The organism is Variovorax brevis (genome assembly GCF_030317105.1).
Taxonomy (GTDB): domain Bacteria; phylum Pseudomonadota; class Gammaproteobacteria; order Burkholderiales; family Burkholderiaceae_C; genus Variovorax; species Variovorax brevis.
On record NZ_JASZYG010000009.1, the window covers coordinates 19,479 to 32,082 of the forward strand.

Annotated in this window: 15 protein-coding genes; 10 read left to right on the forward strand and 5 right to left on the reverse strand. The window is 63.1% G+C overall.

Annotation, left to right across the window (positions count from 1 at the left end; all coding sequences use genetic code 11):
* Position 1 precedes the first annotated feature (1 nt).
* From QTI66_RS25950 to QTI66_RS25970, 5 genes are read right to left on the reverse strand one after another with little or no spacing between them, the layout of a single operon-like run.
* The gene (locus tag QTI66_RS25950; RefSeq protein WP_286562987.1) at positions 2–1,108 is read right to left on the reverse strand and encodes an SLC13 family permease; all 1,107 of its coding nucleotides are present in this window, start codon (positions 1,106–1,108) and stop codon (positions 2–4) included.
* Positions 1,109–1,149: 41 nt separating this feature from the next.
* Positions 1,150–2,703, reverse strand: a complete 1,554-nt coding sequence (locus QTI66_RS25955; RefSeq protein ID WP_286562989.1) for a class I adenylate-forming enzyme family protein — start codon at positions 2,701–2,703, stop codon at positions 1,150–1,152.
* Between the two features lie 13 nt (positions 2,704–2,716).
* A complete protein-coding gene (gene lipA, locus QTI66_RS25960; protein ID WP_286562990.1) occupies positions 2,717–3,697 on the reverse strand; it encodes a lipoyl synthase in 981 nt (326 codons plus the stop codon).
* An 8-nt stretch (positions 3,698–3,705) separates the two neighbouring features.
* Positions 3,706–4,374 (reverse strand): lipoyl(octanoyl) transferase LipB, encoded by a 669-nt coding sequence (gene lipB, locus QTI66_RS25965; protein WP_286562991.1) that lies wholly within the window; start codon positions 4,372–4,374, stop codon positions 3,706–3,708.
* A gap of 17 nt (positions 4,375–4,391) precedes the next feature.
* Complete coding sequence (locus QTI66_RS25970) at positions 4,392–4,700, reverse strand: YbeD family protein (protein ID WP_286562992.1); 309 nt, start codon at positions 4,698–4,700, stop codon at positions 4,392–4,394.
* 196 nt (positions 4,701–4,896) lie between these two features.
* Here QTI66_RS25970 and QTI66_RS25975 point away from each other — a divergent pair, with 196 nt between their 5' ends.
* From QTI66_RS25975 to QTI66_RS26020, 10 genes are all read left to right on the forward strand, one after another.
* Positions 4,897–5,361 (forward strand): ATP synthase subunit I, encoded by a 465-nt coding sequence (locus tag QTI66_RS25975; protein ID WP_286562993.1) that lies wholly within the window; start codon positions 4,897–4,899, stop codon positions 5,359–5,361.
* Between the two features lie 19 nt (positions 5,362–5,380).
* Positions 5,381–6,238, forward strand: a complete 858-nt coding sequence (atpB, locus tag QTI66_RS25980) for a F0F1 ATP synthase subunit A (RefSeq protein WP_286562994.1) — start codon at positions 5,381–5,383, stop codon at positions 6,236–6,238.
* A gap of 63 nt (positions 6,239–6,301) precedes the next feature.
* Positions 6,302–6,565, forward strand: a complete 264-nt coding sequence (gene atpE / locus QTI66_RS25985; protein ID WP_165908898.1) for a F0F1 ATP synthase subunit C — start codon at positions 6,302–6,304, stop codon at positions 6,563–6,565.
* A 76-nt stretch (positions 6,566–6,641) separates the two neighbouring features.
* Positions 6,642–7,112 carry a F0F1 ATP synthase subunit B gene (locus QTI66_RS25990; RefSeq protein WP_286562995.1) on the forward strand — a complete coding sequence of 157 codons (471 nt, stop codon included), beginning with the start codon at positions 6,642–6,644 and terminating at the stop codon, positions 7,110–7,112.
* A gap of 23 nt (positions 7,113–7,135) precedes the next feature.
* Positions 7,136–7,666 carry a F0F1 ATP synthase subunit delta gene (locus QTI66_RS25995; RefSeq protein WP_286562996.1) on the forward strand — a complete coding sequence of 177 codons (531 nt, stop codon included), beginning with the start codon at positions 7,136–7,138 and terminating at the stop codon, positions 7,664–7,666.
* 37 nt (positions 7,667–7,703) lie between these two features.
* Positions 7,704–9,257 carry a F0F1 ATP synthase subunit alpha gene (gene atpA, locus QTI66_RS26000; RefSeq protein WP_286562998.1) on the forward strand — a complete coding sequence of 518 codons (1,554 nt, stop codon included), beginning with the start codon at positions 7,704–7,706 and terminating at the stop codon, positions 9,255–9,257.
* 21 nt (positions 9,258–9,278) lie between these two features.
* Positions 9,279–10,154, forward strand: coding sequence for a F0F1 ATP synthase subunit gamma (atpG, locus tag QTI66_RS26005; RefSeq protein ID WP_286562999.1), 876 nt, complete (start codon positions 9,279–9,281; stop codon positions 10,152–10,154).
* Between the two features lie 47 nt (positions 10,155–10,201).
* On the forward strand, positions 10,202–10,642 hold the full coding sequence (locus tag QTI66_RS26010) for a hypothetical protein (RefSeq protein ID WP_286563000.1): 441 nt from the start codon (positions 10,202–10,204) through the stop codon (positions 10,640–10,642).
* Positions 10,635–12,041, forward strand: a complete 1,407-nt coding sequence (gene atpD, locus QTI66_RS26015) for a F0F1 ATP synthase subunit beta (protein ID WP_286563001.1) — start codon at positions 10,635–10,637, stop codon at positions 12,039–12,041. Before QTI66_RS26010 ends, atpD begins: the two co-directional genes overlap by 8 nt.
* A 132-nt stretch (positions 12,042–12,173) precedes the next feature.
* Positions 12,174–12,593, forward strand: coding sequence for a F0F1 ATP synthase subunit epsilon (locus tag QTI66_RS26020; protein ID WP_286563002.1), 420 nt, complete (start codon positions 12,174–12,176; stop codon positions 12,591–12,593).
* The last annotated feature ends 11 nt before the right edge of the window (positions 12,594–12,604 follow it).

Genomic DNA, 12,604 nt, shown 5'->3' on the forward strand with positions numbered 1-12,604 from the left:
ATCAGCCGAGCCGCAACCAGACCGCCGATGCCGCGCACACCAGCAGGAAGGGAATGCTGATGCGATGAAACTCGCGCAATCCGTGAGGCAACTTCGCCAGTCGCAAGGCAATGAGATTCGCCAGCGAGCCGATCACGCAACCGAATCCCCCCACGCTCACGCCCGCCGCCAGCGCAGGCAGGTCGTGCACATAGCGCTCCAGCAGGATCGTCGCCGGCACATTGCTGATGAATTGCGAGGTGACGATGGCCGCCAGGTACGCGCGCCAGCCACCTTCAATGGGCCAATGCCCCGCCAGCGCCGCCACGGCGGGAAGCTCGGCCAGTTGACGCAGGTCGACGAACATCAGCGCGATGATCGCCAGCAAGGCCCAATCGATGCCCAGCAGCACGCGCGGGCGCAGCAAGGCGAAGGCGCCGAACACCAGCGCGAGGCCGGCCAGCAGCCAACCGCGGTCGAGCGCGATCACGAAGGCGATGAAGAGCCCGCAGGACAAGGCCAGCAGCCGGGGGTGGTCCGGCGTGTCGTCCACTTGCGGTTTCAACTCGATCGGAGTGCGCGGAACAAGCAGCCACACCGCCACGAACAGCCAGAACAACATCACCGCCACCGTGGGCGCCATCATGGCCATGAAGCCCACGAAGCTTTCGCCGCTGCGGTGCCACAGGAAGAGGTTCTGCGGATTGCCGATGGGCGTGAGCGCCGATCCCGCATTCACGGCCAGCGCCTCCAGCACCACGAGGCGCGCCAGCGGCAGATGGGCCTGCGTTGCCAGCACGCGCGTGAGCGGCACCAGCAGAAAGAGGCTCACGTCATTGGTGACCAGCGCCGACAGCAAGGCTGCGCTGGCCGTCAGCGTGAATGCCAGCCCGTGCAGATGGGTGGTTCGGGCCAGCAGGCGTTGCGCGGCGTGTTGCAGCATGCCGCTGCGCTCCACGCCCTGCGTGATGGCCAGCAGGCCCGCCAGCGCGCCGATGGTTTGCCAGTCGATGAGCCGCACGTAATCCATCGGTGCGCGCGGATGCCACAGCGCGAAGGCGATGGCCGCCGCCACGAGGATCCACAACAGGCCGTTGCCGCCGCCGTCCTCGTCGCCGTGTGCAGACAAGGAATGGCTTTTGTTGGCCCCGGCGCCTTGCATTCGCCCGATCAGAGCGAGCTGGTGCCCGACGAAGGCAGACGCTCGCGCAACTCACGCTTGAGCACCTTGCCGATCGCGCTGCGAGGCAGTTCTTCGACGACGACGAGCTGCGCCAGGCGTTGCGTCTTTCCGAGCCGGCCATTGGCCCATTGGAGCAATTCATCCGCGCTGGTCGCGCTGGAAGCAGCCATCACCACGAAGGCCACGGGCGTTTCGCCCCATGCCTCGGAGGGCACGCCGACGACCGCCGCTTCCGCCACGTCCGCGTGCTCGCGCAACACCGCTTCGAGGTCGCTCGGATAGATGTTGAAGCCGCCGCTGATGATCATGTCCTTCTTGCGATCGAACAGCGTGAGGAAGCCTTCGTCGTCGAAGCGCCCCACGTCGCCCGTGCGGATGAAGCGCTTGCCGCTGGCATCGAACCACTCGGCCTCGCGGGTTTTGTCCGGTTGGCGGTGGTAGCCGACCATCATGCCGGCGGAATGGCCGACGACTTCACCCGCTTCGCCCGGCGCGACTTCATGGCCTTCGTCGTCGATCAGGCGGATGTCGCTGCCTTCGGCCGGCCGTCCGACGGTGTGCAGCTTGTGCGGCGTCAGGTGCGCTTCGAGGATGCAAGTGCCGCCGCCTTCGGTCATGCCGTAGAACTCGATCAGGCCACCCGGCCATCGTGCGAGCACGTCGGCCTTGAGCGCGGCGTTGAAGGGTGCACTGGTGCTGAACTTGTACTTGAACGAAGACAGGTCGTGCGCGCCGAAGTCCGCACGCGCCATCAGGCGCTGGTATTGCACCGGCACCAGCATGGTGTGCGTCACGCGATGCTGCGCGGCGAGTTGCAGATAGCGTGCGGCATCGAACTTGGCCATGAGCACGACGCAGCCGCCATAGGCGATGGTCGGAAAGAACACGACCAGCGTCGTGTTGGAGTAGAGCGGCGTCGACAGCAGGGTGACCGTCTGCGGCCCGTACTCGTACTTCGCGCCGCGGCGCACGTGGGCCCATCGCATGCCGTGACCTTGCACGATGCCCTTGGGCTCGCCCGTGGTGCCGGACGAATAGATGATGTTGAAAGGCGCAGCGGGTTCGACCTCCACCGGTGCAGGCCGCGCGCCAACGGGTGCGAGCCAGCCCTGCAGGTCATCGGCGGCGCTGCCATCGAGCGTGATGCGGCGGACCTTGTCTACGCCTGCCACCAGTTCGCTGGTCGAAGCGTCGATGAAGAACAACCTGGCCTCGGCGTCTTCCACCATTCGCGCAAGGCTGGCCGGCGTCGAACTGGGCGCGAGCGGCGCGACCGCCACGCCCGCGCGCAACGCGCCGAGAAAAACAGCGGCATAGGCCACCGACGATGCTGCGCAGACAGCAATCGCGTCACCCGCACGGAGCCCGTCGCGCTGCAGTCCCGCGGCCACGCGATCCATCAGCGCGTCGAGCGCGCCGTAGCTCATCGATTGTTGGGAGTCGACCAGCGCCAGCCGATCGGGCGCGCTCTGCGCATGTTCATGGATGAGATCGGCAATGGCGCCGAATTCCTGCTCCAGCACCTTCTGCATTGCACTCATGGCGCGCGGCGCCTCAAACGCCGGCCGCGTGCGCTTGCTGGTCGGCGTGGTAGCTCGAGCGAACCATGGCGCCCACGGCAGCGTGGGAGAAGCCCATCTTGTAGGCCTCTTCCTCGAACATCTTGAAGGTGTCGGGGTGCACGTAGCGGCGCACCGGCAAGTGACTGGTGCTGGGCGCGAGGTACTGACCGATGGTCAGCATGTCGATGTCGTGCGCGCGCATGTCGCGCATGACCTGCAGGATCTCTTCGTCGGTTTCGCCCAGGCCCACCATGATGCCGCTCTTGGTCGGCACGTCGGGATGCAGCGCCTTGAACTTCTTCAGCAGGTTCAGGCTGAACTGGTAGTCGCTGCCGGGGCGTGCTTCCTTGTACAGGCGCGGCGCGGTTTCCAGGTTGTGGTTCATCACGTCGGGCGGCGCGGCCTTCAGGATTTCCAGCGCGCGGTCATCGCGGCCGCGGAAGTCGGGCACCAGGATCTCGATCTGCGTCATCGGCGACAGCTCGCGGATGTTCTTGATGCAATCGACGAAATGCTGGCTGCCGCCATCGCGCAGGTCATCGCGGTCCACGCTGGTGATCACGACATATTTCAGCCGAAGCTTGGCAATGGTCTTGGCAAGGTTGAGCGGTTCGTCCTTGTCCAGCGGATCGGGCCGGCCGTGGCCCACGTCGCAGAAGGGGCAACGCCGCGTGCACTTGTCGCCCATGATCATGAAGGTGGCCGTGCCATTGCCGAAGCACTCGCCGATGTTGGGGCACGAAGCCTCTTCGCACACCGTGTGCAGGTTGCTCTCGCGCAGGATCTGCTTGATTTCGTAGAAGCGCGTGGTGGGGCTGCCGGCCTTCACGCGAATCCACTCGGGCTTCTTGAGCACTTCGCCCCGCTCGACCTTGATCGGGATCCGCGACAGCTTGGCCGCGGCCTTCTGCTTGGCCAGCGGGTTGTAGTTTTCGGCGCTCTGGGCGTCGCGAACGACTTCGGTGGTGCTCATGGGTCGGGTCAGGGTTCCAGGAAGGCAACGAGCTTACGGCCCAGCACCTGCGCGGCTTCATCCCAAGTGGTTTGGACCCCGATTGTAGAAAGATCGACCGTTTTCAGCCCGCTGTAACCACATGGGTTGATGCGGTTGAAGGGTTCCAGGTCCATCGACACGTTCAAGGCCACACCGTGGTATGTGCAATGCCGGCTCACCTTGATGCCCAACGCGGCGATCTTGCCGAGGCCGCGAAATGCGTCGTCGGGGTGTGCCGGGCCGCTCAGCGCGGCGTGCGAAAAGGGGTCATCCAGGCGGACATAGATACCCGGCGCACCCGTCACGCGATGCCCGGTGACGCCGAAATGGCTCAGCGTGCGGATCACCGATTCCTCGATGCGGTAGACGTATTCCTTGACGTAGTAGCCCGCACGCCGCAGGTCCAGCATCGGATAGGCCACGACCTGGCCGGGTCCGTGATAGGTCACCTGGCCGCCACGGTCGGTTTGCACGACGGGGATGTCGCCTGGCGCCAACACATGGTCGGCCTTGCCGGCCAGCCCTTGCGTGTAGACGGGCGGGTGCTCGCAGATCCAGAGCGTGTCACGCGTGGCGTCGTCGCGTGCCTGGGTGAACGCGCGCATGGCTGCATAGGTCGCGTCGTAGTCTGCGCGTCCGCGCAACTCGATTTGCATCGCGGACGCCAGCGTGCTCAGAGCACCACCTTGACCATCGGGTGGGTCGACAGCGCGCGGTAGAGATCGTCGAGTTGCTCGCGGCTGGTGGCGGTCACGGTGATGGTCACGCCAAGATAATTGCCGCTCTTGCTGTCGCGCAACTCCACGGTGCTCGCGTCAAAGTCCGGATCGAACTGCTTGGCCGTGTGCGTGACCGCGGTGACGAAGCCGTCCACGTTGGCGCCCATCACCTTGATCGGAAACTGCGACGGATACTCGATGAGCGACTCCTTGCGCGCATCAACGGGAGCGGTGTCGCTCGCGGGGGTGGGTGGGGTGGTCATGGGCACGGGCTCCTCGAAAAAATGACAGCGTGATGACCTTCGCCTTCGGAGGCCGTCGCTTGAAAAGAAGCATTAGACATGGGGTCGATCCATGAGGTTTCCAGCCACGCCGCTCAGACATTGGTCAGACGGCATGGGTTTTTACTTATAATCAATGGCTTTGTGAAATTTACGGGTTGCATTCGGGCGTTATTCCATGAACAAGTTTGCCCAGGATGCCGAGTTGGAAGACCCGGACGTTGAATACAAGCGGTTGACCGCCGAAGAGGCGCAACAACTGCGTGAGCGCAGTCCTCAGATTTCGCCTTGGCGGGTCGTCGTGGGGCAAATCATTGGGGGACTTCTCGCGGCGTTGGTCGCCTGGGGTCTGACGGGAAAGCAAAATTTGGGTTGGTCGGCCTTGTATGGCGCACTGTCGGTGGCAATTCCCGCCGCGGTGTTTGCGCGCGGGCTGACCGGTCGACTCTCATCCTTGAGCCCGAGCACTGCGGTGGTCGGGTTCTTCGTGTGGGAAATGGTCAAGATGGCCTTGACGGTGGCGATGCTGATGGCTGCCCCAAGGTTGATTACGGCGCTGAGCTGGCCAGCAATGCTGGCGGGTTTGGTGGTGGCAATGCAGGCGTATTGGGTGGTGGTGGTGATCGCCCCCAAGCGCAAGTAACTTTAGAGACGAGTAACAGATGGCTGCTGAAAACGCTGCGGAACACGGGCAAACCGCTGGTGAATACATCATTCACCACTTGACGCATTTCCAGAGCGCCAAGCCGGGAAGCATTGCCGACTTCACCGTTTTCAACTTCGACTCCATGTTCTTCTCGATCGCGCTGGGCGTGGTCGGTTGCTGGCTGCTCTGGCTGGGTGCCCGCAAGGCAACTTCCGGCGTGCCGGGCCGTTTCCAGGCTGCAGTTGAAGTCCTGGTCGAAATGGTCGACCAGCAAGCCAAGGGCATCGTCCACAACGCCAAGAGCCGCAAGTTCGTCGCGCCCCTGGCACTCACGGTTTTCGTCTGGATCTTCCTGCTGAACGCCATGGACTTGCTGCCGGTCGACCTGCTGCCTTTCATCTGGGGCAAGCTCTCGGGTGACCCGCACCACGCCTTCCTGCGCGTCGTGCCGACCGCCGACTTGTCGGTCACCATGGGCCTGTCGGTCGCGGTGCTGCTGATCTGCCTGTTCTACAACATCAAGATCAAGGGCATCGGCGGCTGGGTGCACGAGCTCTTCACCGCTCCCTTTGGCAACCATTGGGCGCTGTACCCCTTCAACTTCGCCATGCAAATGATCGAGTTCGTCGCCAAGACGGTCTCGCACGGCATGCGGTTGTTCGGCAACATGTACGCTGGCGAACTGATCTTCTTGCTCATCGCGCTGATGGGTGGTGCGTGGACCCTGTCCACGACCGGTGTGCTGCTTGCATTCGGTCACATCATTGCGGGCACCGTGTGGTCCATCTTCCACATCCTGATCATTACGCTTCAGGCCTTCGTGTTCATGATGCTGACCCTGGTCTATGTCGGCCAAGCGCACGATCACCACTGATCACTGTTTTCCCAAGTTTCGTTTTTTCTTTTTCTCGTCAACCAAAGTCCCTTAGGAGTCATCATGGAAGTTATCAGCTTTGTTGCCCTGGCCGCCGGCCTCATCATCGGTCTCGGCGCGTTCGGTGCCTGCGTCGGCATCGGCATCATGGGTAGCAAGTACCTCGAGTCGGCTGCTCGTCAACCTGAGCTCATGGGCGAACTGCAAACCAAGATGTTCTTGTTGGTCGGTCTGATCGACGCTTCCTTCATTATCGGTACCGGTGTGGCCCTGTGGTTCGCAACCGCCAACCCGTTCCTGGCGCAAATCGCCACCCTGGCCAAGTAATCCAAGCCTTTCTCGTCGAACCAACGTCATTCCTTCGGGAACGTCTACGGATTCATTCCCAAAGAGAGGTTGAAAAGTGAGCATTACCGGTACCCTCATCGTCCAGATGATCGTGTTCCTGATCCTGGTCGGGTTCACGATGAAATTCGTGTGGCCGCCGATCGCGAAGGCGTTGGACGAACGTGCGCAAAAGATCGCCGAAGGCCTCGCCGCCGCTGACAAGGCCAAGACGGAACTGTCGGCCGCCAACAAGCGCGTCGAAGCCGAACTGGGCAAGGCCCGCAACGAGTCCGCACAGCGCCTTGCTGATGCAGAGCGTCGCGCGCAAGCCATCATCGAAGAGGCCAAGGGCCGCGCCACGGAAGAAGGCAACAAGATCATTGCTGCCGCCAAGGCCGAAGCCGACCAGCAGGCCGTCAAGGCCCGCGAAGCCCTGCGCGAGCAGGTGGCTGCGTTGGCCGTCAAGGGTGCAGAGCAGATCCTGCGCAAGGAAGTCAATGCCGGCGTTCACGCCGACTTGCTCTCCCGCCTGCAGACTGAACTCTAAAAGCCCGAGGCACGAGGACCAACATGGCAGAAATCGCCACCATTGCACGCCCCTACGCTGAAGCGCTCTTCAAGGCGACTTCGTCGGACCTGAGCGGCACCGGCGCCTGGCTCGACCAGGTCGCGGCGGTCGCTGCCAATGCGCAGCTCAAGCAGTTTGCCGACAGCCCCAAGGCCACCGTCGAACAGGTGCTGGGCGTGATCTCCGGCGTTGCTGGAACAGCGTTGCCGCCCGCAGCGACCAACTTCCTCACCACGGTGCTGGAAAACGGACGCTTTGCAGCTTTGCCTGAAATCGCCAGGCAATTCCGTACCCTGGCCAACGCACAAAGCGGTTCGTCCGACGCGTTGGTGCAAAGCGCCTTCCCGATCGACGACGCCGAGCTCGCAAAGCTGGGTGAAACGCTCGAAAGGCGCTTCGGCCGCAAGCTGACGTTGACGGTCCAACTCGACCCGTCGCTCATTGGCGGCATCCGTGTGGTGGTGGGTGACGAGGTGCTCGACACCTCCGTCAAGGCGCGCCTCGAACAAATGAAAGTTGCGCTGTCGGCTTGATGCCGCCAGCCCCTTGAAAAGAAAGAAGGAAAGAGTCATGCAACTCAATCCCGCAGAAATTTCCGAACTCATCAAGAGCCGTATCGAGGGTCTTGGTGTCAGCGCCAACATCCGTAACGAAGGCACCGTAGTCTCCGTGACCGACGGTATCGTTCGCGTGCACGGCCTGTCCGACGCGATGCAGGGCGAAATGCTCGAGTTCCCCGCCAGCCCCGACGGCCAGCCCTCGTTCGGCCTCGCGCTGAACCTCGAGCGCGACTCGGTCGGCGCCGTGATCCTGGGCGAGTACGAGCACATCTCCGAAGGCGACACGGTCAAGTGCACCGGCCGCATCCTGGAAGTGCCCGTCGGCCCCGAACTGATCGGCCGCGTGGTGAACGCACTGGGCCAGCCGATCGACGGCAAGGGTCCGGTCAACGCCAAGATGACCGACGTGATCGAAAAGGTTGCGCCGGGCGTGATCGCACGTAAATCCGTCGACCAGCCGATGCAAACCGGCCTGAAGTCGATCGACTCGATGGTGCCGATCGGCCGTGGCCAGCGCGAGCTGATCATCGGCGACCGCCAGACCGGCAAGACGGCCGTGGCGATCGATGCGATCATCAACCAGAAGGGTCAGAACATGACCTGCGTCTACGTTGCGATCGGCCAGAAGGCTTCGTCGATCAAGAACGTGGTGCGCGCACTGGAACAAGCCGGCGCGATGGAATACACCATCGTCGTGGCTGCTTCGGCATCTGAATCGGCTGCCATGCAGTACGTGTCGGCCTACTCGGGCTGCACGATGGGCGAATACTTCCGCGACCGCGGCCAGGACGCGCTGATCGTTTATGACGACCTGTCCAAGCAAGCCGTTGCGTACCGCCAGGTGTCGCTGCTGCTGCGCCGCCCGCCAGGCCGCGAAGCCTATCCCGGCGACGTGTTCTATCTCCACAGCCGTCTGCTCGAGCGCGCAGCCCGCGTGAACGCCGACTACGTCGAAGCCTTCACCAAGGGTGAAGTCAAGGGCAAGACCGGTTCGCTGACCGCACTGCCGATCATCGAAACGCAAGCCGGCGACGTGTCCGCTTTCGTTCCGACCAACGTGATCTCGATCACCGACGGCCAGATCTTCCTCGAAACGAACCTGTTCAACGCCGGTATCCGCCCCGCCATCAACGCCGGTATCTCGGTGTCGCGCGTGGGTTCGTCGGCACAGACCAAGGTCATCAAGAGCCTGTCCGGCGGTATTCGTACCGACCTGGCGCAGTACCGTGAACTGGCTGCGTTCGCGCAGTTCGCTTCCGACCTGGACGAAGCCACCCGCAAGCAGCTCGACCGCGGTGCCCGCGTGACCGAACTGCTGAAGCAGGCGCAATACAGCCCGCTGCCCATCTCGCTGATGGGTGCCACGCTGTTCGCGGTGAACAAGGGTTTCATGGACAGCCTGGAAATCAAGCAAGTGCTGCCTTTCGAGCACGGCCTGCACCAGTTCCTGAAGTCCAGCCACGCTGCGCTGCTCGACAAGATCGAACAGGCCAAGGCCATCGACAAGGATGCGGAAGCCGAACTGACGGCCGCCGTCACCGCGTTCAAGAAGTCGTTCGCGTAAGCGTCGACGCAAGGAGTCTCTATGGCAGCTGGTAAGGAAATCCGCGGCAAGATCAAATCGGTGGAGAACACCAAGAAGATCACCAAGGCCATGGAAATGGTCTCGGTTTCCAAGATGCGCAAGGCGCAGGAACGCATGCGCGCCGCTCGCCCCTACAGCGAAAAGATCCGCAACATCGCGGCCAACCTCGCGAAGGCGAACCCCGAGTACACGCATGCGTTCATGAAAGTGAACGACGCCAAGGCCGTGGGCTTCATCGTCGTGACCAGCGACAAGGGCTTGTGCGGCGGGTTGAACACCAACCTGCTGCGCGCCGTGACCGCCAAGCTGCGCGAGGCGCAAGCGGCCGGCAAGACCATCGAGTCGGTCGCGATCGGTAACAAGGGCCTGGGCTTCCTGAACCGCATCGGCGCCCGCGTGGTGTCGCATGTCACCCACCTGGGCGACACGCCGCACCTCGACAAGCTGATCGGTCCGGTCAAGACGCTGCTCGACGCCTACGCCGAGGGCAAGCTCTCGGCGGTGTACCTGTGCTACACGAAGTTCATCAACACCATCAAGCAGGAGCCGCTCGTCGAGCAGCTGTTGCCGCTGGCCAGCGAGTCGCTTCAAACCGAGCCGGGCAAGCATTCGTGGGATTACATCTATGAGCCGGATGCTCAAAGCGTGATCGACGAACTGCTGGTGCGCTATGTCGAGTCGCTGGTGTACCAGGGCGTTGCCGAGAACATGGCGTCCGAGCACTCTGCCCGGATGGTGGCCATGAAGGCCGCGACCGACAACGCAGGCAACGTGATCAACGAGCTGAAGCTGGTCTACAACAAGACCCGCCAGGCGGGCATCACGAAGGAACTGTCGGAAATCGTGTCGGGTGCCGCGGCCGCCGCGGGCGTCTAAATCGAACTTGCAATGGGGGGCCGCATTGCGGTCGCGACGAAGGCAGTTTGCTGAAGGCGCGTCAACACAGGCCTGCAGTACAGGGATGGATAAAAAATGAAGAAGGTTCTGGCATTGATCGTGATGGCCGCCGCCATCACGGCTTGTTCGAAGAAGGAAGAAGCACCGGCAGCGAAGCCCGCAGAGGCAAGCGCACCGGCGGCGGCACCCGCGGCAGCTGCATCGGCACCCGCCGCAGCGCCTGCTGCATCGGCGCCGGCCGCGGCGGCCAGTGCGCCGAAGGCACCGTAAGGGGTCGCCGGCCTGAAGAAGCGGGAATGCCGGTCATGCCGGCGTTCTTGCAAAAGCGTCTGACAACAGGGTCCGGGCGCTTCTGCAAGAAGAGTTTTGAGAAGTTTGAAGTAGTCGAGTGCCCGGTGGGCCCTGGAACACGGTTTGGCGAAAGCCAGTGCAAGTTTGAGATCTTGAAGGAATCGAAAAATGGCTGAAGTGCAAGGCAAGATTGTTCAATGTATCGGCGCGGTGGTCGACGTGGAGTTTCCGCGCGACCAGATGCCGAAGATCTATGACGCCCTGAAGTTCGCAGGCAGCGCGCTCACGCTCGAAGTGCAGCAGCAGCTCGGCGACGGCGTGGTGCGTACCATTGCGCTCGGTTCGTCCGATGGCTTGCGCCGCGGCCTGATCGTGACCAACACGCAGGCCCCCATCACCGTGCCCGTGGGCAAGGCCACCCTCGGCCGCATCATGGACGTGCTCGGCGCGCCCATCGACGAACGCGGCCCGGTCGACCAGACACTGACCGCATCGATCCACCGCAAGGCGCCGGCCTATGACGAGCTCTCGCCGTCGCAAGACCTGCTCGAAACCGGCATCAAGGTGATCGACCTGGTGTGCCCGTTCGCCAAGGGCGGCAAGGTGGGCCTGTTCGGTGGCGCCGGCGTCGGCAAGACCGTGAACATGATGGAACTCATCAACAACATCGCCAAGGCTCACTCGGGTCTGTCGGTGTTCGCCGGTGTGGGTGAACGTACCCGTGAAGGCAACGACTTCTATCACGAGATGGCCGATTCCGGCGTCGTGAACCTGGAGAACCTGGCCGAGTCGAAGGTGGCCATGGTCTACGGCCAGATGAACGAACCCCCGGGCAACCGTCTGCGCGTGGCGCTGACCGGCCTGACCATCGCCGAGTCCTTCCGCGACGAAGGCCGTGACGTTCTGTTCTTCGTGGACAACATCTACCGCTACACGCTGGCCGGTACCGAAGTGTCCGCCCTGCTGGGTCGTATGCCTTCCGCCGTGGGCTACCAGCCGACGCTGGCCGAAGAAATGGGCCGCCTGCAAGAGCGCATCACCTCGACCAAGGTCGGCTCGATCACCTCGATCCAGGCCGTGTACGTGCCTGCCGACGACTTGACCGACCCGTCGCCTGCCACGACCTTCGCCCACTTGGACTCGACGGTTGTGTTGTCGCGTGACATCGCTTCGCTGGGTATCTACCCCGCTGTGGACCCGCTCGACTCGACCTCGCGCCAGCTCGACCCGAACGTGGTCGGCGAAGAGCACTACAACGTGGCCCGCGCCGTGCAGGGCACGCTGCAGCGCTACAAGGAACTGCGCGACATCATCGCGATTCTGGGCATGGACGAACTGGCACCGGAAGACAAGCTGGCCGTGGCCCGCGCCCGCAAGATCCAGCGCTTCCTGTCGCAGCCCTTCCACGTCGCTGAAGTGTTCACCGGCTCGCCTGGCAAGTACGTGCCGCTGGCCGAAACCATCCGCGGCTTCAAGATGATCGTGAACGGCGAAGCCGACCACCTGCCGGAACAAGCGTTCTACATGGTCGGTGGCATCGACGAAGCCTTCGAAAAGGCGAAGAAGGTCGCGTAAAGCGGCGTATCCGGGCGTCCGGTGTCGTTACCGTGCTCGCCGTACTGGTGTACGGCTCCGCGCGGCGCCTAACCGGCCATCCCGGCTACTTGCTTTCCGCACCCTTCTTCCAAAGAGGCAAAGGACAAAAAAATGGCAAACACCATTCATGTGGACGTGGTCAGCGCGGAAGAATCGATCTTCTCGGGCGAGGCCAAGTTCGTCGCGCTGCCCGGTGAAGCCGGCGAACTCGGCATTTATCCGCGCCACACCCCGCTGATCACGCGCATCCGCCCCGGCGCGGTGCGCATCGAGACGGCCGATGGCGGCGAAGAGTTCGTGTTCGTCGCTGGCGGCATTCTCGAAGTGCAGCCGAACACCGTCACCGTGCTGTCCGACACCGCGATCCGCGGCAAGGACCTCGATGAGGAAAAGGCGAACAGCGCCAAGGCCGCAGCCGAGGAAGCCCTGAAGACCGCGAAGAGCGACATCGACATGGCCCTGGCACAGTCGGAACTCGTCGTGATGGCCGCCCAGCTCGCGGCACTGCGCAAGTACCGCCAGAGCAAGTGAGCTGAATTCAG